At 64.5% G+C, this 24,889-nt stretch carries 21 protein-coding genes; 2 read left to right on the forward strand and 19 right to left on the reverse strand.

Annotation, left to right across the window (positions count from 1 at the left end):
* Positions 1-237: 237 nt before the first annotated feature.
* From JKV55_RS03205 to JKV55_RS03260, 12 genes are all read right to left on the reverse strand, one after another.
* A complete protein-coding gene (locus tag JKV55_RS03205; protein ID WP_202082304.1) occupies positions 238-1,809 on the reverse strand; it encodes an aldehyde dehydrogenase (NADP(+)) in 1,572 nt (523 codons plus the stop codon).
* A 67-nt stretch (positions 1,810-1,876) separates the two neighbouring features.
* Positions 1,877-2,626, reverse strand: coding sequence for a FadR/GntR family transcriptional regulator (locus JKV55_RS03210; protein ID WP_202082305.1), 750 nt, complete (start codon positions 2,624-2,626; stop codon positions 1,877-1,879).
* Positions 2,627-2,676: 50 nt separating this feature from the next.
* Positions 2,677-4,002 carry an enolase C-terminal domain-like protein gene (locus tag JKV55_RS03215; RefSeq protein WP_202082306.1) on the reverse strand — a complete coding sequence of 442 codons (1,326 nt, stop codon included), beginning with the start codon at positions 4,000-4,002 and terminating at the stop codon, positions 2,677-2,679.
* A gap of 69 nt (positions 4,003-4,071) precedes the next feature.
* Positions 4,072-4,983 carry a 5-dehydro-4-deoxyglucarate dehydratase gene (gene kdgD / locus JKV55_RS03220; protein WP_202082307.1) on the reverse strand — a complete coding sequence of 304 codons (912 nt, stop codon included), beginning with the start codon at positions 4,981-4,983 and terminating at the stop codon, positions 4,072-4,074.
* Between the two features lie 174 nt (positions 4,984-5,157).
* Positions 5,158-6,702, reverse strand: coding sequence for a galactarate dehydratase (garD, locus tag JKV55_RS03225; RefSeq protein WP_237332636.1), 1,545 nt, complete (start codon positions 6,700-6,702; stop codon positions 5,158-5,160).
* A gap of 8 nt (positions 6,703-6,710) precedes the next feature.
* Positions 6,711-8,243: a tripartite tricarboxylate transporter permease gene (locus JKV55_RS03230; protein ID WP_202082309.1), complete on the reverse strand. Its 1,533-nt coding sequence runs from the start codon at positions 8,241-8,243 to the stop codon at positions 6,711-6,713.
* 19 nt (positions 8,244-8,262) lie between these two features.
* Positions 8,263-8,706, reverse strand: a complete 444-nt coding sequence (locus JKV55_RS03235) for a tripartite tricarboxylate transporter TctB family protein (protein ID WP_202082310.1) — start codon at positions 8,704-8,706, stop codon at positions 8,263-8,265.
* Between the two features lie 78 nt (positions 8,707-8,784).
* Entirely contained in the window at positions 8,785-9,828 is a 1,044-nt protein-coding gene (locus tag JKV55_RS03240; protein ID WP_202082311.1) for a type 2 periplasmic-binding domain-containing protein, read from the reverse strand.
* A gap of 178 nt (positions 9,829-10,006) precedes the next feature.
* Positions 10,007-10,951 carry a 2-hydroxyacid dehydrogenase gene (locus JKV55_RS03245; protein ID WP_202082312.1) on the reverse strand — a complete coding sequence of 315 codons (945 nt, stop codon included), beginning with the start codon at positions 10,949-10,951 and terminating at the stop codon, positions 10,007-10,009.
* A gap of 3 nt (positions 10,952-10,954) precedes the next feature.
* Positions 10,955-12,481: a tripartite tricarboxylate transporter permease gene (locus tag JKV55_RS03250; RefSeq protein WP_202082313.1), complete on the reverse strand. Its 1,527-nt coding sequence runs from the start codon at positions 12,479-12,481 to the stop codon at positions 10,955-10,957.
* A gap of 19 nt (positions 12,482-12,500) precedes the next feature.
* The gene (locus tag JKV55_RS03255; protein ID WP_202082314.1) at positions 12,501-12,980 is read right to left on the reverse strand and encodes a tripartite tricarboxylate transporter TctB family protein; all 480 of its coding nucleotides are present in this window, start codon (positions 12,978-12,980) and stop codon (positions 12,501-12,503) included.
* A gap of 65 nt (positions 12,981-13,045) precedes the next feature.
* On the reverse strand, positions 13,046-14,026 hold the full coding sequence (locus JKV55_RS03260) for a tripartite tricarboxylate transporter substrate binding protein (protein ID WP_202082315.1): 981 nt from the start codon (positions 14,024-14,026) through the stop codon (positions 13,046-13,048).
* Between the two features lie 384 nt (positions 14,027-14,410).
* On the opposite strand from JKV55_RS03260, the gene JKV55_RS03265 reads away from it, so the two are divergent.
* Complete coding sequence (locus tag JKV55_RS03265; protein WP_202082316.1) at positions 14,411-15,154, forward strand: FadR/GntR family transcriptional regulator; 744 nt, start codon at positions 14,411-14,413, stop codon at positions 15,152-15,154.
* A gap of 262 nt (positions 15,155-15,416) precedes the next feature.
* Here the strand turns inward: JKV55_RS03265 and JKV55_RS03270 are convergent, their stop codons facing one another.
* The 3 genes from JKV55_RS03270 to ttdA all read right to left on the reverse strand — a co-directional run bounded on the left by JKV55_RS03270 (position 15,417) and on the right by ttdA (position 18,150).
* Positions 15,417-16,412, reverse strand: a complete 996-nt coding sequence (locus tag JKV55_RS03270) for a TAXI family TRAP transporter solute-binding subunit (protein WP_202082317.1) — start codon at positions 16,410-16,412, stop codon at positions 15,417-15,419.
* Positions 16,413-16,639: 227 nt separating this feature from the next.
* Positions 16,640-17,248, reverse strand: coding sequence for a L(+)-tartrate dehydratase subunit beta (ttdB, locus tag JKV55_RS03275; protein WP_106728134.1), 609 nt, complete (start codon positions 17,246-17,248; stop codon positions 16,640-16,642).
* Positions 17,245-18,150: a L(+)-tartrate dehydratase subunit alpha gene (ttdA, locus tag JKV55_RS03280; protein ID WP_094038451.1), complete on the reverse strand. Its 906-nt coding sequence runs from the start codon at positions 18,148-18,150 to the stop codon at positions 17,245-17,247. The genes ttdB and ttdA overlap by 4 nt, the downstream gene beginning before the upstream one ends.
* 248 nt (positions 18,151-18,398) lie before the next feature.
* On the opposite strand from ttdA, the gene JKV55_RS03285 reads away from it, so the two are divergent.
* On the forward strand, positions 18,399-19,322 hold the full coding sequence (locus JKV55_RS03285) for a LysR family transcriptional regulator (RefSeq protein WP_202082318.1): 924 nt from the start codon (positions 18,399-18,401) through the stop codon (positions 19,320-19,322).
* A gap of 62 nt (positions 19,323-19,384) precedes the next feature.
* On the opposite strand, the gene JKV55_RS03290 is transcribed toward JKV55_RS03285, so the two are convergent.
* From JKV55_RS03290 to JKV55_RS03305, 4 genes are all read right to left on the reverse strand, one after another.
* Positions 19,385-20,827 (reverse strand): SLC13 family permease, encoded by a 1,443-nt coding sequence (locus JKV55_RS03290; protein WP_202082319.1) that lies wholly within the window; start codon positions 20,825-20,827, stop codon positions 19,385-19,387.
* Positions 20,828-21,497: 670 nt separating this feature from the next.
* A complete protein-coding gene (locus JKV55_RS03295) occupies positions 21,498-22,508 on the reverse strand; it encodes a LacI family DNA-binding transcriptional regulator (protein WP_202082320.1) in 1,011 nt (336 codons plus the stop codon).
* Between the two features lie 310 nt (positions 22,509-22,818).
* The gene (locus JKV55_RS03300; protein ID WP_202082321.1) at positions 22,819-23,658 is read right to left on the reverse strand and encodes a sugar phosphate isomerase/epimerase family protein; all 840 of its coding nucleotides are present in this window, start codon (positions 23,656-23,658) and stop codon (positions 22,819-22,821) included.
* Positions 23,655-24,884 carry an NAD(P)/FAD-dependent oxidoreductase gene (locus tag JKV55_RS03305; RefSeq protein WP_202082322.1) on the reverse strand — a complete coding sequence of 410 codons (1,230 nt, stop codon included), beginning with the start codon at positions 24,882-24,884 and terminating at the stop codon, positions 23,655-23,657. The genes JKV55_RS03300 and JKV55_RS03305 overlap by 4 nt, the downstream gene beginning before the upstream one ends.
* Positions 24,885-24,889 lie beyond the last annotated feature (5 nt).

Below are 24,889 nucleotides of genomic sequence, written 5' to 3' on the forward strand. Positions count from 1 at the left end.
GTACAATGGCAAACGCCCCTGGACGGGGCATCAAGGTTTGTCGGCAAAGTCTAGCTCCCGTTTTTTCGCCAAACATTTCCCTTTGTCATGGCCGTTTAACCCTGGTCATCTCCGCGAAGGCGGAGATCCATGAAATATTGCACTGGACTCCCGCCTTCGCGGGAGTGACCACAGAGTAATACGCAGGCTTGTCCGCACACTAAAACGCCCCTGGCCGGGGCGTTAACAATCAAAGGCTCAGTAGCTGCCGTCCAGCAGGCGCCGCAGCCCGAGCGGGTTGTCGTCCCGCAGCTCCGCCGGCAGCAGCGCCGCCGGCAGATCCTGGTAACACACCGGGCGCAGGAAGCGGGAGATGGCGGCGCTGCCCACCGAGGTGGTGCGGCTGTCGGAGGTGGCCGGGAAGGGGCCGCCGTGCACCATGGCATGGCACACCTCCACCCCGGTGGGGTAGCCGTTGCACAGGATACGGCCGGCCTTGCGCTCCAGCACCGGCAGCAGGGCGCGGGCCGAATCCACGTCGCCCTCGTCCAGTTGCAGGGTGGCGGTCAGCTGCCCTTCGAGCGCCTCGGCCACCCGGCCGAAGTCCGCCAGCGAGCGGCAACGGATCACCAGTGAGGCCGAACCGAACACTTCTTCATGCAATGCCGTCTCGGCCAGGAAGGCGTCGGCATCGGTCACATAGAGCCCGGCCCGGCACTGGTTGGGGGCGTCGCCCTCCTGGCCCCGGGCCTGCACGCTTACCTGGGGATGCGCCTCGAGCCGGCCCACGCCTTCGCTGTAGGCCCGATGGATGCCCGGGGTCAGCATGGTCTGGCTGGCCACCCCGGCCAGTTCCGCTTCCGCCGTGGCCAGGAAGCGAGCCAGCGCCGGCCCTTCCAGTGCGATAACCAGGCCCGGGTTGGTGCAGAACTGGCCGGCGCCCATGGTCAGGGAGCCGACAAAGCCCTTGGCGATGGCGTCGCCCCGGGCTTCCAGCGCCTGGGGCAGCAGGAACACCGGGTTGATGCTGCTCATCTCCGCATAGACAGGGATCGGCTCGGGCCGGCTCGCCGCCAGCCGCATCAGCGCGGTGCCGCCGCCGCGGGAGCCGGTAAAACCCACCGCCTTGATGGCGGGATGGCTCACCAGCGCCGAGCCGACCAGGTTACCGGAGCCGAACAGCAGCGAGAACACCCCTTCCGGCAGGCCGCACTCGGCCACCGCCCGCTGCACCGCCCGCCCCACCAGCTCGGAGGTGCCGGGATGGGCGGAGTGGGCCTTAACCACCACAGGGCAGCCGGCGGCCAGGGCCGAGGCGGTATCGCCGCCGGCCACGGAAAACGCCAGCGGGAAGTTGCTGGCGCCGAACACCGCCACCGGCCCCAGGGGAATGTGGCGCAGGCGCAGATCGGCGCGCGGCAGCGGCTGGCGCTCGGGCTGGGCCGGATCGATGCGGGCATCGATGAAGTCGCCGGCCCGCACCACGGCGGCGAACAGGCGCAGCTGGCCGACGGTGCGGCCCCGCTCCCCTTCCAGCCGAGCCCGCGGCAGGCCGGTTTCGGCCATGGCCCGCTCGATCAGGGCATCACCCAGGGCCAGTATCTGGTTGGCGATGGCTTCCAGCAGCCGGGCGCGCTCTTCCAGCGGCCGGGCGCGATAGTCGTCGAAGGCCTGGCCAGCCAGCTCGCAGGCCTGGCGCACCAGGACGCCGTCGTCACCGGCAAAACCGGGCTGCAACTGCGCTCCGCTGGCCGGGTTGATGGCAAACACCGGCGCGGCCGAGCCCTTTGCCGATTGGGCACCAATCAGCATCTCACCTCGAATTTCCATGGGTAACCTCTGTCAATAATGCGGAGTAATGGTTCCGTCGTTCAGGAAGCCTCGTCCGGCGGGCCCGTCAGCCCGCCTTGTATTGTTTGTACATCTGGTAGGAGCGGAACAGGTGCTGGTGCATGGCCGCCCTGGCGGCGACGGCATCCCCGGCCTTGATGGCCTCGAAGATGTCGACGTGCTCCTGCTCCACCCGCAGCAGGTACTTTTCAGCCGCCTCCTGATCGATGTTTTCCTTAAGGATCTTTGAGCGAGGGATAATATTGTTGTTGTATTGCTCGTAAATGTTATGGATCAACGGGTTCTTGCTGGCCGCGGCAATACTCAGGTGAAAGGCGAAATCCTCTTCCCGGGCCTGGCCGTGCTGCCGGCGCGCCTGCTGGAAGGCCAGCAAGTGCTGCTCGATCTGGCGCAGATCCTCCTCGTCGCGCCGCAGCGCCGCCCACTCGGCGGCGGCGGGCTCCAGCGCCAGCCGCAGTTCCAGCACGTGCAGAATGTCTTCCACCGCGGTGGGGTTGATGGCGCGGGCGTAGAAGCTGTCGGCCGGCGTGCTGCGCAGCACAGTGGTGCCGACGCCGCGCTTGGTTTCCACCAGGTTCAAGGATTTCAACTGGGTGATGGCCTCGCGGATCACGGTGCGGCTCACGCCGAACATGTCGCACAGGCTGTTTTCGGTCGGCAGTTTCTGACCAACCTCAATCTGGCCCTGCATGATCATCTTTTCCAGTTGCCCGGCCACGTTTTTGGCCAGACTGCCGGATTGTTGCACCCGTTCAACCTGAAAGGGTGTCTGTGCATTAAGATCGTGATTGCTCATAAACCGATGTCCGATAACATTTATTTCACCCGATTATCCCCGTCATTCCCTCAGCGGACAAGCGAGGGTTTTTTCGGGTCGAAACGCCAGCCCGGGATCAGGAACTGCATCGCCATGGCGTCGTCGCGCTGGCCCACGTCCAGAGTCTTGTACAGGGCGTTGGCCCGCTCCAGTTGCTGCCAGTCGAGCTCGATGCCGAGGCCCGGCTTGCGGGGCACCTTGATCTTGCCGTCGCGGATCAACAGGGGCTCCTTGGTGATACGCTGGCCGTCCTGCCAGATCCAGTGGGTGTCGATGGCGGTGATCTCGCCCGGGCAGGCGGCGGCCACGTGGGTCATCATCGCCAGCGAAATGTCGAAGTGGTTGTTGCTGTGCGAACCCCAGGTCAGGCCCCACTCGTGGCACAGCTCGCCCACGGCCACCGCCCCCTGCATTGTCCAGAAATGGCAGTCCGCCAGCGGTATGTCGACCGAGTCCAGGCGCACCGCGTTGCGCAGCTGCTGCCAGTCGGTGGCGACCATGTTGGTGGCGGTCTTGAGGCCGGTGCGGCGCTTGAACTCCGACATGGTCTCGCGGCCGGACCAGGCGCCTTCCTGGCCGCAGGGGTCTTCCGCATAGCTCAGCATGTGCTTGATCGGGGTCAGGTAGTCGATGGCCTGCTGCAGGGTCCAGGCACCGTTCGGGTCCAGTGTCAGCCGCGCCTCGGGGAAGGCCTCGTACAGGGCCGCAATGCACTCCGCCTCCTGGCGGCCGTCCAGCACCCCGCCCTTGAGCTTGAAATCCTTGAAGCCGTAGCGGGCGTAGGCCGCCTTGGCCAGCCTGGCCACCGCTTCCGGGGTCAGCGCCTCCTGGGTGCGCACCAGATCCCAGTCGTCCCGGGGTTTGTCGCAGCTCGGATAAGGCAGGTCGGTCTTCTTGGGGTCACCCAGCAGGAACAGGTAGCCCAGGGCTTCCACTTCGTCCCGCTGCTGGCCGAACTGGCCCAGCAGATCCGCCACCGGCAGTTCCATATTCTGGCCGGCCAGATCCAGCAGCGCCGATTCGATGGCGGTGATCACATGCACCGCGATGCGCAGGTCGAAGGTCTGGTTGCCGCGCACGTCGTCGGCCTGGCCGGAGGTGGCCTGGCGCACCCGGCTGATGATGGCCTTGTAGTGGCCCACGCTCTGGCCTTCCACCAGTTCGCGGCACCGCTCCAGGGTATCCAGGATGCCCTGGGTGGCCGGTACCTCGCCGAGGCCGATGCGGCCGGCGTTGTCTTCCAGGACCACCACGCTGCGGATGAACCAGGGCGCATGGCCGCCGCTCAGGTTGAGCAAAAAGCCGTCGTAACCAGCCACCGGCACGACCGTCATTTTCTTAATGGTGCTGAACATCTGTTGCTCCTTGATATAGGGTTCCTTCCGCCTTCCCCGCGCCCCACCGACACGGGGAAGGCCGGCCCATTAACGGTTGGCGTTGATAATGGCTTCCAGCGCCTTCTTGTCCTGGGCCGAGGGCATGGTCAGCGGCGCCCGCACGTCGCCGGCCGGGCGGCCGATAAGGTCCGCGCCCGCCTTGATCAGGCTGACCGCGTAGCCCTTCTTGGTGTCGCGCAGGCGGCAGAAGGGCACGAAGAAGTCCTTGATGATGCCGTTCACCGTGGCCTGGTCGCCGCCGCGCAGGGCCTTGTAGAAGCGGTTGGCCATTTCCGGCATGAAGTTGAACACGGCGGAGGAATAGGTGTTCACCCCTATCGCCAGGTAGGCCTCGGCGAAGATCTCGGCGGTGGGCACGCCACCGATGTACACCAGGCGGTCGCCGACGGTCTTGATGGTGTCGTTCAGGGCGGCGATGTTGCCCACGCCGTCCTTCAGGCCCACCAGGTTGGGGCAGGAAGCCGCCAGCCGCTTGACGCTTTCGGCGTCCAGGATGCCGTTACCGCGGTTGTAGTAGATCACCTGCAGGGAAGTGCTGTCGATCACCGCCTTGGCGTAGTCGGCCACCCCTTCCGCCGGGCATTCGGTCAGGTAGGGCGGCATCAGCAGGATGCCGTCGACCCCGGCCGCTTCCGCCGCCTTGCAGAAGGCCTTGGCGTCGGGGATGCTGCGGCCGGCGCTGGCGATCACCGGCACCCGGCCGGCCACGGTCTCCACCGCGATGCGGCAGATGTCCTGGTATTCCTCGAAGGAGAGGGAGAAGAACTCGCCGGTGCCGCCGGCGATGAACACCGCGGACACGTCGTTGCCGACAAACCACTCGATGCGCTGGCGATAGCTCTCGGCATCGAAACGGCCATCGTCGTCGAAGTCGGTGATGGGGAAGGACAGTAAGCCGTTACCCAGTGCTTGTCTGATTTGCTCTACAGAAAATGCCATTTTGCTGGTTCCTTGTTCGGTTGCCGGGCAGTCCCCTCCCGGAGTCCTATCCCGTTTACTGGTTCAACTTTCGGTAACAGTATGATTGCCTGTTGCTTGTAATACATCATACAACATACAAACTAACTTTCAAGCGTAACTTAACCCTTTATTAACGCCGCTGTGATCCCGCTCTCAGGTCACCGGCGCCGGGTTGAACAGCACCAGATCGTTGTGCAGACCGAGGGCGTCCGCCGCCACCTGCCGGCGCCCGCTGGCCACCTCCAGGATCAGCTGGAACAGCTCCCAGCCCACCTGCTCTATGCTGGCCTCGCCGGTGGCGATGCGCCCCGCGTCCAGATCGATAAGATCGTGCCAGCGCTGGGCCAGGGCCCGGTTGGTGGCCACCTTGATCACCGGCGCCATGGCCAGGCCGTAGGGGGTGCCCCGGCCGGTGGTGAACACCTGCAGGTTCATGCCCGAGGCCAGCTGCAGGGTACCGCAGACGAAGTCGCTGGCCGGGGTGGCGGCGAAGGTCAGCCCCTTGCGGCGGATGCGCTCCCCCGGGCCCAGCACGTCGACGATGGGGCTGGATCCGGACTTGACGATGGAGCCGAGCGCCTTCTCCACCACGTTGCTGAGCCCCCCCTTCTTGTTGCCCGGCGAGGGGTTGGCGCTGCGATCCGCCTGGCCCTGGTTGAGGTAGTCGTCGTACCACTGCATTTCCCGCAGCAGGGCGCGGCCAACGGCTTGGTCGGCGGCGCGCGGGGTCAGCAGGTGGATGGCGTCGCGCACCTCGGTCACTTCCGAGAACATCACGCTGCCGCCGGCGCGCACGATAAGATCGGCGGCAAAGCCCACCGCCGGGTTGGCGGTCACCCCGGAGAAGGCGTCGCTGCCGCCGCACTGCACCCCCACCACCAGCTCCGATACCGGGCAGGTCTCGCGCCGCCGGCGGTTGAGCTTTTCCAGGTGCCGGCGGGCCATCGCCAGCATGCCCTCGACCATGTCGGCAAAACCGTGCAGGGATTCGTCCTGCAGGCTGAGGATCGGCTCCCGCCCCTCTCCCACCTGGATGACCTGCCCTTCCGGCAGTTCGGGCAGCAGCCGGCTCGGTTGCAGCTTTTCGCAGCCCAGGCCGATCACCATCACCTCGCCGCCGAAGTTGGGGTTACGTGCCAGGTTCTGCAGGGTACGGATGGGCACTATGGCCGCCGGGGCATTGATCGCCACCCCGCAGCCGTAGCTGTGGGTTAGGGCCACCACGTCGTCCACGTTGGGATAACGGGGCAGCAGCTCCTGCTTGATACGCCGCACCACATAATCGGTGATGCCGGCCACGCACTGCACACTGGTGCTGATCGCCAGCACGTTCTTGGTGCCGACGCTGCCGTCCGGGTTGCGGTAGCCCTCGAAGGTGTAGCCCTCCAGCGGCGCCTGCAGCGGTGCGGCGCGGGTGGCCAGGGGCAGCTCGTCGAGCGCCGGCGCCCGGGGCAGCCGCACCATGGTTTCGTTGATCCAGGCGCCTCGGGCGATGGGCTGCAGCGCCTGGCCGATGATTTCACCGTAGCGGACGATGTCGCCCCCTTCGGGGATGTCTTCCAGCGCCACCTTGTGGCCCTGGGGCACCGGCTCCCGCAGGCGGGTGCCGTCGTCGAGCTCGGTGCCGGCCCTGAGGCCGGCGGCCTCGACCACGATGGCGACGTTGTCGATGTCGTTGACCTTGATGGTAAGTTGCATGGGGGACCTCATGATTCGGTTTGATGGGGGCAGTGGCCGGCGGCGACGGCGGCCCGGGAGCGCCTGGACTTCAAGGCCACGAACACCGAGAAGGCGATGGAAGCCAGGATCAGCAGCCACAGCACCAGGGCAATGGGACTCTTGGTGAAGAAGATGCTTAAAGATCCGAAGGATTCCAGGCTCTTGACGAAGTAGATCTCCGCCGATGCGCCGAGGATAAAGCCGATGACCAGAGGCGCCAGCTCGATGCCGATTTTTTGCGCCACGTAGCCGAAGATGCCGAAGATCAGCAGGGTCCAGACATCGAACATGATGCCGTAGTTAATGGCATAGGCCCCCACCACGCACATCATCACGATGATGGGGTAGAGGATGTACTTGGGCACCAGCACCACCCGGGCCACGTACTTGATGGCGAAGAACATGATGGCGAACATCATCAGGTTAGCGATCAGCAGGCCGGCCATCATCACGTACCAGGTGTCCAGGTTCTCGCCGATGAACAGTGGCCCCACCTGGATACCCTGCAGGGTGAAGGCACCGATCAGCACCGCCGTGGTGCTGTCGCCGGGGATGCCCAGGGACAGCAGCGGGATCAGGGCACCGCCGGTCAGACCGTTGTTGGCCGACTCGGAAGCCACCAGCCCCTCGGGCGCGCCCTTGCCCAGCTTTTCCGGCTCCTTGGAGAAGTTCTTCTCCTGGGTATAGGCCAGCACGGAAGCGGCGCTGCCGCCGACGCCGGGCAGCATGCCGACGAAGGTACCGATGGAGGAAGAGCGTATCAGGTTGCCGAACTGGCCGCGGAACACCCCGAGGGAAAAGCGCTTGCCCTTGCTCAGGTTGATCTTGCCGTCCGCGCCCTCGCCACGGACGCCTCTTTCCGCGTCTTCCAGGATGGTGGCCAGGCCGAACAGGCCGATCAGCACCGGCAGCAGGGAGAAGCCGTTGTCGAGGTAGGGCTCCATAAACTCGAACATCAGCCGCGGCTCGCCGTTGCCGCCGGAGGAGATGTCATAGGTGCCGATCAGACTGAGCAGCACCCCCAGCACGCCGCTGAAGATGCCCACCAGCATGTTCTTGGACAGGGAGGCGATCACGGTGAGGGCGAAGAAGATGATCAGGAACTTCTCGATATAGGAAAACTTGATGGCGAAATCCGCCAGCACAGGCGCGAACAGGAACAGCACCAGGGCGCTGAACAGGCCACCGAACAGGGAAGCGACGATGCTGATCTTGAGCGCCCGCTCCCCCTCCCCCCGCTTGGCCATGGGGTAGCCGTCGAAGGTGGTGGTAATGGAGGACGGCGTGCCCGGTATGTTGAGCAGTATGGCGGGCACCAGGCCGCCGGAAATGCCGCCCACATAGAGCCCGAGCAGCAGCGCCAGGGCTTCCTCCAGCCCCAGCGAATAGGTCAGCGGCAGGCACACGGCCACCGCCATGGTGGCGGTCATACCGGGGATGGCGCCGAAGATAATGCCGATCAGGGCACCGCAGGCCACCAGCACGAAAAACATGGGCGACAGGAGCGATAAAAAGTCCATCTTGTAAATCCTCGCTCAGTTAGGGCAGAGAAATGTTGAACAGGTTGGCCAATACGTACCAGGCCACCAGGGGGGCGATCAGCGCGTTGGCGGCAATGGCCGTCAGCTTCTTCTTACAGATGTCGTGGGCATAGAGCAGCGACATCAGGAACATGAAGGGCATGGACACGAACAGGAAGCCGAACCCCATGTTGGGAAACAGGTTGCCGACCCAGTCCATCAGCAGGAAATACGCCACGGTCAGGGCCAGGGTGGCGAACAGCCGGAACTTGTCCGAGTGTTCGTTGAAAAAGGCGAGGGATCTTTTGCCGGCACGGACATCGCGGTAGAAGCCGCGGCCGTACACCAGCACAATCATGGTCAACAGTACCAGCAAGGTGCCTATGACTATCTTGGGGAAGAAAAGATGTGACTGTCCGAAATCGATCGACACCTCGAGCATGGAAGAAAGACGACTTTCCATATCGACACCTATATGAACGTTCAATTCAACGACGGGAACTGCGGGGCTGCTCCTCGCAAGGAGCAACCCCGCCCCCGGTTACTGGATGGCCTGGATGATCTTCTTGTACTGCCCGGCCTTCTCTTTCAGGTATTGCTCCGACTCGGCGGCGGGCATGAAGTTGGGAATGAAGAAGTTCTGCTTGAAGCTTTGCTGCACCTGGCCTTCGGCATAGATCTCGGCCAGGGCCTGGTCGATATAGCCGACGATTTCCGGCTTGATGTTCTTGTTGTAGATAAAGAAGAATTCCTTGTCGAAGGTGAAGCTATCGCGGCCGTTGAGGGTCACGCTGATATTGGGCTCGGCAAAGCCCAGCAGCGCCTCGCGGTTGGTTTCACCGAAGCCTTCCTCGTTGGCCTGGGCCAGGGTGCCCTGGCGGGCCATCAGCCAGGCGAAGCTCATCGCCTTCTGATCGTTCGCCGGCAAGCGGGTGTACTGCTCGTTGGCCTGCACCGAGCCGTGGATCAGATCCGCCTGGCCGTCGAACAGCAGCTGGTTCTTGTCGGCCTGGGAGCCGGTGTTCACCGCCACCAGGTTGCCTTCCTTGTCCGGGTGGGTGAGGATGACCGCGTTCTTCAGCGCCGAATAGCCGATTTCGGACACGCCGCCGGGCTGGATGGCCACCCGCACCTGCTTGTCCTGGCCGACGGCGTCGATGATGTCTTCCACCGTCTGGTAGGGCGAGTTCTTGGGCGTCAGGAAGGCGTCGCCCGGGTTGATGGACACCATGGGGCCCACCTTGTATTCGGTGAAGATGTCGTCATAGCCGCGAATACCGTAGAGATTGCCGAGATAGGACTGATCGTGGAAGAACATCAGGGTATTGCCGTTGGCGCCCCGGGCCAGGGCCCTGAAGGCGGCGGAGGTGCCCACGGCGTCGACCTTGACGTTGACGCCGAGCTTCTTGGCCAGCTCTTCGGCGATGATGCTGGCGTTCTGATAGGTATCCCCACCGGTGGAGGTGGAGCCGATAACGACTCTGACGTTGCCCTTGATCAGTTTCTCCTGGGCCAGGGCCTGGGTTGCGGTCACTGCCGCCAGTCCGCATACTGCCAGGTGCACGCCAAACATTAATCCTTTCATGTGTCCTTCCCTATCGCTTGTGTATGGTACATGGGCCCCCTGTTGCCGGAGTGAGCCAGGCTCGCTCCGGCGGGGTTGTTATTCATCGTACATCATACAAACTCAGGTGCAACACTTGTTACGTGAACCCGATCACAGTTGTAAAAACCGTTAACAAATCATCGGCCGGCCCCTCCCCTCAGCCGACCGGGGTCAGCAGCGGCCGGCCGGCGAAATGGGCCGCCAGGTTGTCGACCACCAGCTGCGCCATGGCGCCGCGGGTTTCCTCGGTGCCGCTGGCACAGTGCGGCTGCAGCACCACGTTGTCCAGGTCCAGCAGGGCCGTGGGCACCCTGGGCTCGTCGGCGAACACGTCCAGCCCGGCGCCGGCAAGCCCACCCTGTTGCAGCAGCGCGACCAGGGCCGGCTCGTCCACCACAGAGCCGCGGGCGATATTGACGAAATAGCCCTCGGGCCCCAGGGCGCCCAGCACCTCGGCGCTGATGATGCCCCGGGTTTCTTCCCCGCCGGGCAGCACCGGCATCAGGATGTCCACTTCCCGGGCCAGTTGCACCAGATTCCCATACCAGGGATAGGCCACCCCTTCCTGCCGGCGGCGGCCGTAGTAGCAGATCTCCATGCCGAAGGCTTCCGCCCTCTGGGCGATGGCCTTGCCGATGCGGCCCAGCCCCACTATGCCGAGCTTCTTGCCGGTGACCGAACGGTTGAGCGGCATCATGCCCCGCTGCTGCCAGTGCCCCTGCCGCACCCAACGCTCGGCGGGCAGCAGCCGGCGCACCGTGGCCAGCAGCAGCAGCAGCCCCATGTCGGCCACGTCCTCGGTCAGCACGTCCGGGGTATGGGTCACCGGTATGCCCCGGGCCCGGCAGTCCGCCACGCAGAGGGTGTCCACCCCCACCCCGGACGAGGCCACGATTTCCAGGTTGGGCAGCCGGTCCAGCAGGTGTTTCGGGAAACCGCCGCCGTGGGAGGTAACCACCGCCCGGACGCGACCGCCCACCTCCGCCAGCAGGGCCTCCGGATCGGCCGCCAGGTCCAGCCGGTGCAGTTGGTAGCGCTGTTCCAGCATTTGCATCTGGGCGGGCCGGTTCGGCCACACCACCAGTACTTCTGTCTTGTCCATGTATTACTCCTGATTGGGCAGGCCGGATCCGGCCTGATGGGTGAGAAGGCGGCGCCGGCGCAGCTGGCCCCATTCCCGGTAGAGGGTGTAGCCCACCACCGCCAGGGTCAGCGCCAACAGGGCGCCGGAAATGGTTTCGGTCACGAAGGGGGTGAAGTCGCCCCGGCTCATCATCAGCCCACGCCGCAGGTTCACCTCTATGATGGGCCCGAGGATAAAACCGAGCAGCAGCGGCGTGGTCGGCAGGGATGCCTTCTTCATCAGGAAGCCGAGCACCCCGAACGCCAGCATGGTCCAGACGTCGAACAGGCGGTTGTTGAGCCCGTAGGCACCGATCACGCACACCGCCATGATCACCGGCAGCAGTATATGCTTGGGCACGGCGAGGATGCGCACAAAGCCGCGCATGCCGCCGAACATCATCACCAGCATGAACGCATAGGCGATGAGCAGGGCGGTGAAGATGCCGTACACCAGCACCGCGTCGGTGTCGAACAGCAACGGCCCCGGGGTGATGCCGTGGATCATGAAGCCGGCCAGCAGTATCGCCGTGGTGTTGTCGCCGGGGATGCCCAGGGTCAGCAGCGGCACCAGGGCGCCGCCGGTCGAGGCGTTGTTGGACGACTCGCTGGCCACGATGCCGCCCATGGCGCCTTGGCCGAACCGCTCCCGGTCGGGTGCCCGCTTCCTCGCGGCGCCGTAGGCCAGGATATTGCACACGGCCCCGCCCAGGCCCGGCAGTATGCCGATGCCGGTACCGATGGCGGAGGAGCGCAACAGGTTGCCGCCCTGACCGAGAAACTCCCGGAGGCTGAAGCCAAAGCCGCGAATGCGGTAGCCGGCCACCTGCAGCGTCTCCTGGGCCTTGCGGCTCTCGGCCTGCTCCAGCACCTGGGCCACGGCGAACAGGCCGATCAGCGCCGGCAGCATGCCGATGCCGCCGTCCAGCTCGCTCAGGCCGAAGGTAAAGCGCGGGTAGGCGGTGATCGGCGCCATGCCGACGAAGGCGATGGTCAGCCCCATAAGGGCGGCGATCATCCCCCGCACCAGGGAGCCGCCCGACAGGCCGGCCACCAGGGTGAGGGAAAACAGGGCGATGGCGAAGTACTCGTAGGGCCCGAACTGCAGCGCGACATCGGCCAGCCAGGGCGACACGAAAAACAGCACCAGCAGGCTCAGCACCCCGCCCAGGAAGGAGTAGACGATACCGATGCCCAGCGCCCGGCCCGCCTCACCCCGGGCCGCCATGGGGTGGCCGTCGAAGGTGGTGGCGATGGACGCCGGGGTACCCGGGATCTTCAGCAGTATGGCCGAAATCAGCCCGCCCGAGGTGCCGCCGATATAGAGCCCGAGCAGCAGTGAAATGCCCTCGACCGGGGCCATGCCGAAGGTCACCGGCAGAAACAGCGCCACCCCCATGGTCACGGTCAGGCCGGGGATGGCCCCCATCATGATGCCGACCAGGGTGCCGCCGAAAATCAGCAGCAGCGCCTCCGGCGTAAATACGGAAAGAATGCCTGTCATTAACATTTGCGTCATCCTTGTTCCACTAGCCGAGCAGGCCGGCCGGGATCATCACCTCGAACACGCGCACGAACAGCCAGTACGCGCCCACCGGCACCAGCACCGAGACCAGGCCGAAGCACAGGTAACGGCGCCTGGCGTTCTTGCACAGGATCAGCGTCTGCAAAAACACATAGAGCGCGGAGGCGATGATAAAGCCGAGCCCGTCCAGGCTGGCGACATAGGCCCCCATCAACCCGGCCGAAGCCAGCACCGCACCCCAGCCGCCCCACACCGGCGCCGCCTCCGGGGCCGGGATCGCCGCCCCCGCCGTGGCCGGCCGGCGCCAGCCGTTGGCCAGCAGCACGCCGCCGAGCATGACCAGCAGCACCGCCGCCACCCGCGGCAGAAAACCGGCGCCGATACCGGTGCGGGCGAAGTCCCTGACCTCGCCGCCGAGCAGGAAGAGCCCCACCCCCAGGCCGATCACACAGCCGCCGGTCACCATATCCCTGATATCCGCCATCCGTTTCTTCTCCTCGTTGCCGGGCGGCATGGTCCCCGCCGGAACCATGCCCTGCCTCGTCAGGCTCAGTGGCTGCCCGCCAGGAACAGCTCCTGGAACTGCGCGAAATAGCGGTACTGGGCGTCCGCGTATTCGCCCGCCTGCACCGGATCCAGGTAGGTGGGCGTCACGAACAGGCGGGCCGCCTCCTGCTGGTAGGCCGGATTCTCGACCACCTTTTTCATGGCGGCGGAGAAGGTGCCGACGATCTCGGCCGGCGTGCCCGGCGGCATGGCGTAAAAGAAGAACTTGTTGAAGGCGGCGGGCAGGCCCTGCTCGGCGGTGGTGGCCACCTCGCCGAACAGCGGGTTGCGCTGCTCCGCCATCAGCCCCAGGTTGACGAAGTCGCCGTTGTCGAAGTAATCCTTGGTCAGGCCGTACTGGGTGTTGATCAGGTCGATTTTCTGCCCCTTCAGCGCCACCGTCTTGGCCGCGTTGCCGCCCACGTCCACCATGTTCAACTTGATGCCGGCGAGCTGCTCCAGGGCCACACCGATCAGGTGCGGATAGCCGCCGGTGAGGATGCCGAAGTCCACCTCATAAGGGTGTGCCCGCGCATAGTCGACAAGCTCGGCCAGGGTCTGATAGGGCGCCCCCTTGTGGGTGGCCAGCACCGTGGTGTCGTCCACGATGCCGATGCCCACCATGGCAAGGGCGTCGATGCCATCGCTGGTCAGGCCGGCCAGTTTGGGGATCATCGCCTCGCCATGGAAAAACAGCGCGGTATAGCCGTCCGGCGCCGCCTCCTTCACCCGCTTCATGCCGATGGTGCCGCCGCCGCCACTGACGTTGACCACCACCAGCGACTGGCCCAGCTCCGCCTCCAGGTATTTGCCGAACAGCCGGGCGTTGAGGTCGGTGTCACCGCCGGCCCCCACCGGCACTATCACCTGCACCGTTTTTTCGGGGTAGGCCCCGGCGGCATACAGCGGCAAGGCCAGGGCCATCATCGACAGCCAGGCGGCCCCTTTCAGGGCGGTGTTCATCCGTTTACGTGCTTGTTTCATTCCATACCTCACAGTCTGTTGTCGTCCATCGCGACCGCCACCGGCGGTAAATGCGCCACCCGGCCGGCAAGTTGTCAGACATTTAATCTGAAAACTGCCTTTAAACACCGTCACAGGCAACATTTGTACAACATATTATTGTCATATGTATGATGTTTCAAGTGGTTCGGAGTAAAAGATCAGACAAATTTTGCCGTTTTTTCCGCCTGCGCCCCCCGCCACCACTTGGGAAAGGCCGGTAAGGTAACGAAAAGCGTTAAAAATCAGGGGATAAAATGCAAGGCCCACCTCGGAGGCAGGAAGCCCGGCCGCTGGCCAACAATGAATACTCAGACATATGACATTTGGCTATACTGGGCCCCTGTCCCACCCCGATAGAGCGCCATGAACAAAAGCAATACCCCCCAGTCGGACCCCCTGCGCACCAAACCCGCCAGCCTGAGCCAGGCCATCGTCGAGCGGCTGAGCGGGCAGATGGCCTCGGGCCGGTTCCGGCCGGGGGACCAGTTGCCCACCGAGTCGGAGCTGGCCCGGGAGCACGGGGTCAGCCGCACCGTGGTGCGGGAAGCCATGTCCCAGTTGCGCGAGCGCGGCCTGATCGAGCGCCGCCAGGGCGCCGGCACCTTCGTGCTCACCCCGCCGCCCCGGCACAAGCCGCTGATCGATCCCGAGCTCGAGCTGACGGTGCAGGATCTGCTGCAGCTGCTGCAGCTGCGTGCCAGCCTGGAGTCCGAGTCGGCGGCGCTGGCGGCGCTGCACCGCACCCCGGAACAGCTGCAGCAGATCAGCGAAACCCACCGGCTGTTCCTGCAGGCGCTGCAGGAAGGCCGGGACAACACCGCCCACGATGCCCGCTTCCACCTGCTGCTGGCGGAGGCCACCGGCAACCGCTACTTCCTCGACTTCATCAATCATCTCGGCAACGCCCTGATCCCGCGCAACCACCTGCGCAGCGCCAGGCTCAGCACCCAGGATCGGGCCTCGCTGCTCAACCGCATCGGCCAGGAGCACGAGGACATCTACCACGCCATCGTCCGCCAAGACGCGGACGCGGCCCGCACCGCCATGCGCATGCACCTGATCAACAGCCGGCTGCGCATCCTGAAACTGCTGGAGCCCAAGACATAAAAAAGCCGCCTCCCCCGGCGGGAAAGGCGGCCAAGATGCCCCGTTTTTTACAAGTTTCCGTTGTGCGTTGTGCTATGGCCTGGCTGTACCAGGCTCATTAATCATACATCATACAAATGCTAATGCAACGGCCAAACAGGGAGCGGGATCACATCCATGATCCTGCCAGGCCCTGTTCATGGAGCACGGTGGGAACTGCAAGAGCACGCCCTGCGCCTGTCGTACCTCCCATGAGTTCGTACCGATGGAGTGGTACACCGGCTTACTTTTGGCTCTGCGTCAGGGTCAGTCCATTTTCCGTCCAGAAGCGGGCCGCGCCTTCATGGACCTTGTTCACCACGCCATTCAGCCCGGACGCCATGGTCATGGCCCTGGCGGCGTCATGCACCTGGTGCAGGTATGCTAGGCCTTCCGGCGAGTAGATGCTGCCCGTCAGTTGGTAAACCCTGTCCTTGTCCATATGAGGGCCGGCCACCCACAGGGCGGAATCCTGGATGGTGACCACGTCGTAATCCACGCCCGGATAGGTACCGGCGGGGATGATCACTGTGGCGTAGTAGGGATGATCATGGAACAGGGTGCCTTTCTCGGCGGCCTCGTTCAGCTGCAGCAGGCGGATCCTGTTGCTGTTGGCGGCCTGATTGACAGACTCGTTGGGAAAGCCGGCGAACACCCAGAGGGCATCGATCCGGCTTTCTCCCAAGGCGGCGGCGCCCTGGTTGTTGCCGATATATTGGGGCTCAATCTTGTCCCACAGTCCCACCCCCTCGAAGAAGCGCCGGGCAGAGGCGGCAGCTCCGGAGCCAACCGCCCCCACGGCCACTTTCTTGCCGGCCAGTTGGGCTACGTCGGTGATGCCGGAACCATCCCGCACGATCAGGTGGGCCGGGGCACCGTACAGGTAGGCGACGGCCCGGACGTTGCGGTAGCGGCGGGGGTCGTTGTCCAGCTTGCCCTGCATCCCCAGGTAAATGTCGCCGGCATAGACGATGCCGAAGTCGGCGTCCCGGGCGTCGACCCGGCGCAGGTTTTCCACCGAGCCGGCGGAGGACAGGCTGGACACGTCCACCCCCTCCATGGAGCTCGACAACCGGCTGGCGATGCCCTCGGAGAACGACTGGAAAGTACTGCCGTCGGGGCCGCCGGAGAAAGTCAGGGGCTCGGCCGCGACCGGGGCGTTGATGCCGACAGCCGCCAGGGCGGACAGGATCAGGGAGGCCAGCGCCCTGAAGGGGTTGAACCGTTGCGTCAACGTCATGGTGATTTCCTTATTTATGCCGGGGCGGGGTCCCGTATCCGTCAGGCGCCAATTCCGCGCCGGAGCGCGGCGGCCGGAGCCGGCGGCGACCGGACTTCCACCACCGACATACCGAGCCCCCGCCACAGCATGCCTGCCCGGTCCGTCCGGTCGCCACCCTTGCCTCCCGCCGCCGCGCTCCGGCCCCTTGGCCTGCCCGGATACCGGGCCCCATGGCGTGTTGCGGCTTACTTGATGAAGCGGACCTGCTCGTAGATTTTTTCCAGCACCGGTTTTTTCTTCTCGTTGAAGCGGGCCTTGTTCTGCTCGAAGAGGTTATTGCCCTTGGTGTCGATGGAGATGATCAGCGGGCCGAATTCCTTGACACGATTGACCCACAGCGTTTCCGGCATGCCCAGATCCTGCCATTCGGCACGCTCTATGGCCTCGACCTTGGTGGCCGCCACCACGGCGCAGCCGCCGGGGAACACCGCATGCACCGCCTTGTGCTCGAGGCAGCCCTGGGCCGTCTCCTCGCCCATGCCGCCCTTGCCGACAATCAGCTTGACGCCGGTCTGCTCGATAAAGGCCTTCTCGAACTTCTCCATGCGCATGCTGGTGGTGGGACCGATGGACACCATCTCGAAGCCGCCGTCTTCTTTTTCCCGGACGATGGGGCCGGCATGGAAAATGGCGCCGCCCTTCAGATCGACCGGCAGCTCGCGCTTGAGCTCGATCAGCCGCCGGTGCGCCACATCACGGCAGGTTACCAACTGCCCGGTCAGGTACACCACGTCGCCCACGTTGAGGGACTCGAGATCTTCGTCTCTGATGGGGGTAGTCAGTACTTTTTTCATAACACAACTCCTTGATGTGACAAGACTTCATACGACAGGTCGGCATTGAAGCGGATGGTGCCGCGGCGGTGCGCCCAGCAGCCGGTGGACACCGCCACCCCGATGGTGGAAGGATGGCGAGCGGAGGACTCGATGTTGACCCCCATTACGCTGGTGTTGCCGGTCAGGCCCTGGGGGCCGATGCCTATTTCGTTGAGGCCGTCGGTCAGCAGCTCTTCCATCAGGGCGGCGTTGTCGTTGGCATTCTTGCTGCCCACCGGGCGCAGTATGGCCTTCTTGGACAGGCGCGCCGCCGTTTCCACCGAGGTGGACACCCCGACGCCGACCAGCAAGGGCGGGCAGGCATTGATGCCGCGGGAGGTGATCACATCGAACACGAACTCGGCCACGCCTTCATATCCCTGGCCGGGCATCAATACCTTGGCGGAGCCGGGAAGGGTGCAGCCGCCGCCGGCCATATAGACTTCGATGGTGGCGCTGTCGTCGCCGGGGACGATATCCCAGTCCAGCCACGGGATCTTGGAGCCGGCGTTGGTGCCGGTATTCTTTTCGTCGAAGGTTTCCACCGCGTTGTGCCGCAGGGGGCCGATACGGGTGGCTTCAATGGTGGCATTGCGCAGTATTTCTTCCAGCTCGCCCAAATAGGGAAACTTGGCGCCGACGGTAAGGAAATATTGAATCACACCGGTATCCTGACAGCTGGGTCTATTCAGCTTGTCGGCGGCATCCTGGTTCTCCGCCATGGTATCGAAAATAGCGATGGCCAGCGGGTTGGTTTCTTTTTTTCTCAGCTCGGCCTGTTTTTCCTTTACATCCGTCGGCAGTCGCTTACCGATATAACTGGTAAACTTGGCGATGACATCAGTCAATTTACCTACGGCTTCGTCATGATTTAAGCTCATTACGGCTATCCTCTTCTTGTTCAGAAATCGGCATTTCCTGTCGGCTTGTCCAAAATAAAGACAAGAGGCACGTCATTTGAATTGGTTCCCGGTTAAAACCCGATGCGTTATTGCCGCATCCATTCAATATCCATGTGGTTAATCCCTTTTTATGGAAGGGATGTTCATATGGTACAATTGCATTGTAAGCTGTTAATCAAATGTTGAGGTTGATTAGGGCTCACTTCATTCTTTCCTTGAGGTCAACAATGAACCAAGTTTCCGAGCTGGGCTTCTTCGTCCTGCTGGCCAAGGCCGGCAGCCTGGCCGCCGCCGCCCGGGAGATGAACGTCACCCCCTCCGCCGTGACCAAGCGGCTGTCGAGCCTGGAAGACCGGCTGGGGGTGCGGCTGCTGAACCGGACCACCCGCAGGATCAGCCTGACCAACGAAGGCGAGATCTACCTGCACCACGCCCAGCGGATACTGACGGACATCGCGGACATGGAAGGGCTGGTTGCCCACAGCCGCACCACCCCCAAGGGCTTGCTGCGCATCAATGCCCCGCTCGGCTTCGGCCGCTCCTATATCGCCCCGGTGGCGTCCGAATTCATGCAGCTTTATCCCGAGGTGGAAATACAGCTGACACTGACCGACAGGCCCATCAGCCTGCCCGACGAGGCCATCGACATCGCCATCCGCTTCGGCGAAATCCCCGACTCCCGGCTGTTCGCCAGGAAAATCGCCGCCAATCGCCGCTTGCTGTGCGCCGCCCCCGGCTACCTCAAGCGGCACGGCCGGCCGGCCACGGCCGCCGAGCTGTCCGGGCACCAGTGCATCGTGCTCCGGCAGAACGACGCCGCCTACGGCCTGTGGCGCCTGTCCAAGGACGGCAAGACCGAAAACATCCGGGTCAGCGGCAAGGCCAGCACCAACGACGGCGAGGTGGCGCTCAAGTGGGCCCTGGACGGCCACGGGATCCTGATGCGGGCGGAATGGGATCTGGCCCGCTACCTGCGCAGCGGCAGGCTGGAGCTGATACTGGAGGACTACGTCACCCCGCCGGCGGACATTTACGCGGTTTACCTGGAAAAACTGAACATCTCGGCCAAGGTCGTGGCCTTTCTCGATTACTTGCAGGAATCCTTCTTGCCGGAAAGGCAGGAGCGGGATGACAACCCTTCCATTTGGTAGGCAACGAAAAAAGGGCGGCATCCCTTGCCGCCCTTCGTCATTTTATATTACCGCCCCGAGGCTCAGAGCATGCCGCCGAAGATAAGCGGCACCAGGTACGAGATGATGATCACCGAGAACACCACGCCGAGCAGGTTCAGCCATATCCCGGCCCTCACCATGGTACCTATCTTCAGGTAACCGGTCGCGAACACGATGGCGTTGGGCGGCGCGGCAACCGGCGACATAAAGGCGAAGGTCGCCCCCATGCAGGCCGCCACCATCAGGATGATGGGATCCATGCCCAGGGCGGCGGCCCCGGCGGCCACGATGGGATACACCATGGTGGCGGTGGCGGTGTTGGAGGTGAACTCGGTGAGCAGGGTGATCACGCCCACGATCAGCGCTATGGTCAGCCACAGCGGCACCTCGGTGAAGTTGACCAGTTGCCCGCCTATCCACTGATCCAGGCCGGAGCTGGTGATACCGCCGGCAATGGCCAGGCCGCCGCCGAACAGCCACAGTATTCCCCAGGGCAGTTTCTTCACCGTGTCCCAGTCCAGGATAGTGCCGACGGCGTTCCTGGCCGGCAGGATAAACAGCACCAAGGCGCCGCACAGGGCGATGATGGTGTCGTCGATGCCGGGGATCAGGGCCTTGAGCACGAAGCTGCGGGTTATCCATGCCAGGGCGACCAGCGAGAACACCGCCAGCACCACCGCTTCCTCGAAGCTCATTTTGCCCAGTTCCCTCTTCTCCTTTCTAATCACCTCCACGCCACCGGGGAGATGCTTGACCTTCATCGGAAAGGCAATCTTAACCAGGTACAGCCAGATCAGCGGCACCAGTATGGCCACCAGCGGAATGCCGAACAGCAGCCACTGGGCAAAGGAGATCTCCACGTCGTACAGCTTCTTGACGGTGGCCGCCAGTATGGTGTTGGCGGGGGCGCCGATCAGGGAGCCGAAGCCACCCAGGGTGGCGGCATAGGCGGTGCCCAGCATCATCGCCGTGCCGAAGGGAAAGTTGCCGGGCGTGGTGTCCACCCCGGGGCTGTTCTTCTGGATGGCGTCGGCAAGGTGCTTGGTGACCGCCAGGCTCATGGGCACCATCATCATGGTGGTGGCGGTGTTGGAAATCCACATCGACAGAAAGGCGGTGGCCGTCATGAATCCGAGGATAATCATGTTCGGGTTAGTGCCGATGAAGGAAATGATGCCGAGCGCGATCCGGCGGTGCAGGTTCCATTTTTCCATGGCCAGCGCCATCATGAAGCTGCCCACGAACAGGAAGATCAGCGGATCGCCATAGGAGGCGGACACCGCGCCCGTGTTCATTACGCCCATCAGCGGGAACAGGATCAGCGGCAACAGGGAAGTCAGCGGAATGGGAATGGCTTCCGTGATCCACCAGGTCGCCACCCAGGTCACGATGGCCAATACCGCCACCGCCCCGGCCGACATGCCTGCCGGCGCGAAAAAGGCATTGATAATAAAGAACAGGGCCGGCCCCATCAGCAGCCCCATCCATTGCGCGTTACTGTAACTCCTCGATCTTTTATTGTCCGCGGCCGAATCCTGGTTTCCCGGACTCAATCCCAGTGTGAGAATAAACCTCAGCGTTCTTTTGGCCTGATCGTTCCAAGCCCACATTTGATTCCAGAATGTCCTGACGGATGACATGGCCGATAACTCCCTTTTCTGTTTGGGCCGGTAAAAACCCTTTCAGCTATTTCCATTGGCATATAAATAGGGACGAGTCTGTTTATTGCATCCGGGGCGGATGCAATCATAATCCTTATATACCTTGCCTGGCGTTAACGTCAGGCCTCAATCGCCACAAACCGTTAACGTGTTGTTAATATAACTCCCTGCAAGATGTAATGGATTAACGTGGATTCACTTCATTATTGAAATGAGCTCAATAATTCATGCCCGGTGCCGGGCTGCGCGGCAGCAGGCCCTTCCTTGAGGCCGAAGGGTTTGAGGATGGCGTTGAACACCGCCAGGATTGAGCTGCCACTGCCCCGCTCTTTGCACAAAGTTTTGCTCAAAAATCATTGAATCTGGCTTTTTTGAGCGACATTTTGCTCAAGATGACTCGAAAGCATCGTCTCTCTACATCCGCGGTGGCCCGTCTGGCGACGAGAGCCACAGTGGGGCAAAGCCGGCCACTCGCGATCCGGCGTCACCGCCCTCAGTCGCCCAGGTTTTCCGGGGTGTACAGGGTAAAGTCGATGCGGCCGCCGGCGGCGGGCGGCGGGGTCCGTTCCAGGTGGCAGATCAGCAGCTCCAGGGCGCGGAAGGCGTGCAGCTCCGGGTTTTGATCCAGGGTCAGGTGCATCTTGCCCTGGCGCAGCAGGGCCTGGGTAGTGGGGTGCAGCTCGTGGCCGATAAAGACACAGCGCCCGGCCAGTTGCCGCCGCTCCAGCAGGCCGGCGATGATGCCGTTGCCGGGCCCGGTGTTGTACAGCCCGGCCACCTCCCCCGCCGCCAGCCGCTCCCGCACCAGGGAGTCGATCAATTCGTTCTGCTCGCGCCCTGCCAGCACCCGGGGCTGCAGTTGGGGGCTGGACTGGGCCAGCCGCTCCAGGCAGCCGCGCACCCGCTCCCGGTGGGCGGTCAGCTCCAGCCGGCCGCACACCACCAGCACCTCCCCCGGCTCCCGGCACAGTTGTCCGAGCAGCCAGCCGGCGGTGCGCCCGGCGGCGTACTGATCGATGCCCACATGGCAGAGCGGATGGGTGTTGGGCAGCACGGTGGCCAGGGTGACCACCGGCACGCCGGCCTGGCCGGCGCGGTTGACCGCCGCCGCCACCGCCGGATGGGCGGGGCCGAACAGGACGATGCCGTCGCGCCGCGACGCCGCCTGCTCCAGCAGCCGGGCCAGCCGTTCCGGCTCCGGCTCGCGCACCAGGGTGCGGTGCAGCACCAACTGGCGCTTGCCGAGCACCTCGGCGGCGCGCACAAAACCCTGCTCCAGCCGGCGGAAGAAGCTGGCGCCGTTGTCGCAGAGCACCACCTCCAGGTGGCGCAGCGGCTGCCAGGCGTCCGGCAGGGTGCGTTTCAGCCCCAGCTCCCGGGCCGCCTGCAATACCCGCTCGGCGGTGACCGGGGTGACGTTGCCCCTCTCGTTCAGCACCCGGTCCACCGTGGCCCGGCCCACGCCCGCCCGTTCGGCGATCTCGACGATGGTGGTTTTTTTCACGCTGCTCCGCCTTGCATCAGGTTGTTGCCGGTAAGGACGCCATTTCAGCACAAGGCGGGAGCCCGGCACAGAGCCGGCGCCGCATCCGGTCGAATAAATTCGACCCTACAAGCCCCGGTTGCACCGGGTCCGCCCAGAGGCCACCGTAGGGTCGATTTCAATCGACCACCTCACCAGCAGCGCCGCATCCGGTCGAATAAATTCGACCCTACAAGTCCCGGTTGCACCGGGTCCGCCCAGGGGCCACCGTAGGGTCGATTTCAATCGACCACCTCACCAGCAGCGCCATATTCGGTCGAATAAATTCGACCTACAAGCCCCGCCGTACTTCCGCCCAGATGGTTTCGGCCAGTTGCTTGAGTTGCAGGGATTCGGCCCAGCGGTCGGTGATGTCCTGCCCGTCCGCGCCGGTGATGGCATAGGGACGGGTGCCCAGCTCGCAGGTAAAGGCCAGGCTGTCGCCGGGGGCGGCCCGCTCGCACCAGTTGGCAAAGCCCCAGCGCCACAGCCGGCGGTACTGCGCCAGCCAGGGCTGGTGCTGGGCAAAGCTTATCGGAAGTTGCACCTGCTCGCAGTTGGACACCCGGCCGTGGTAGGCGTGGCAGTGGCGCATGATCTCCCTGAGCTGTGCCTCGGCCAGGGGATCGCCCTCCACCAGCGGCAGCTCGTGCCCGGCCACGTAATGGGACAAGTCCCCCACCAGCCGGAGGCTGGGCAGCTCCTCCAGCAGCTCCAGGGTGAAGAACAGATCGTTGGTCAGCCGGTAGCGATGGGTTTCCACCAGCACCGGAAAGTCCACCTGCTCCGCCAGCCGCTGCCAGCCCCGCAGCAGGGCCATCGCCGCCTGCTTGTCGCGGGTGCGTACATCGGGCTGGATGGTGACGTGGTGGCAGCCGAACTCGGCCGCCAGCTCCAGGGTCGGTTGCAGCTCGTCCACGCTTTGAGGGAAGCACTGGGCCTCGGCGGTCAGCCCCAGCGGCCGCAGCTCCTGGGTGAGCCGCTGCACGTGGCGGCGATCGGTAAAGTGGTCGGTCACCCCGGCAAAGCCGTGCTCGGCAATGCGCCGGACCGCCTCGGGCAGCGGCAGGGTGTCGCCGCCCGGCAGAATGTTTTCCATGGCCCACATGGATTGCAGGATCAAGAGTTTCATGCGACCTCCCCGGTGGCGGTGGACAACAGTTGCTTGAGCCTGACGCCGGGATCGGCGAGCAGCACGGGATCGGGGCGGGCCCGCAGGTTGATCAGCCGCTCGGCCAGCTTGATGTCCTTGGCCACGGCGTTGCCGGGGCCGATGCCGCTCGCGGCCAGCAGCCGGCCGTCCCGGTCCAGGTGGAACAGCAGCCGGGCCCGTTCGCCCAGCTCCCGGCACAGGGTGCGCTCGGCAACATGGGACAGGCCCACTATCTGCAGGCCCAGATCGAATTGATCCGACCAGAACCAGGGCGCCGGGGCGTAAGCGTGCCGGCCGCCCAGCATGTTGAGGGCGGCGGTTTCGCCCTGCTCCCGGGCGCAGCGCCAGGATTCCAGCCGCAGCCGCTGCTGGTACAGGGCATGGGGAAAGGAGCAGCAGTCGCCGGCGGCGAAGATGGCCGGATCGCTGGTGCGAAGCTCGGCATCCACGGCGATGCCGTTGTCGAGCGCCAGCCCCGCGCCGGCGGCCAGCTGGGTGTTGGGCTCGGACCCGATGCCGGCCACCAGCAGCTCAGCCTCGAGCTCGCGGCCATCATCGAGCGTCAGCCGGGCGCCCTCGCCCCGGGGCTCGGCCCGCGCTATGCCCGCGCCCAGGTAAAGCGCCACGCCCCGCGCCCGATGCTCCTCCTCGACGATGCGGGCCAGTTCCGCCGGCACCGCCCGCTGCAGCAGCCGGGGCTGGCTTTCGAGCAGGCTGACCCGCGCGCCCTTGCCGATCAGGGCGGCGGCCAGCTCCAGGCCGACGAAGCCGCCACCGACGATAACCACCCTTTTGCCCGGGGCCACCCGGGCGAAGATGCGGCGGGCGTCGTCCAGGGTGCGCAGGGTCAGGGCCGCGTCCGCCGCCAGGCCGGGCAGCACCAGCCGCCGGGCACGGGCGCCGGTGGCCAGCAGCAGTTGCCGGTAGGGCAGGCGCTCGCCGTGCTGGGTAACCAGCTGGCGATGGGCCCGGTCGATATGTTCCACCCGCTCGCCCAGGCGCAGCTCGACCCGCTCCATGGCCACCAGGTCGCCGATGGCTACCGGCTCGCCGCCCCCGGCCTTGGACAGGGGCGGCCGTTCGTAGGGGGCGTGGGGCTCGTCGCCGAACAGGGTGATCGGCGTCCGGCAGCCCTGTTGGCGCAGGGTGAGGGCGGCGCGGATGCCTGCCTCGCCGGCGCCGATGATGATGATGCGCTCGTCCATGCTCA

Source organism: Zobellella iuensis (assembly GCF_016746085.1).
Taxonomy (GTDB): Bacteria; Pseudomonadota; Gammaproteobacteria; order Enterobacterales; family Aeromonadaceae; genus Oceanimonas; species Oceanimonas iuensis.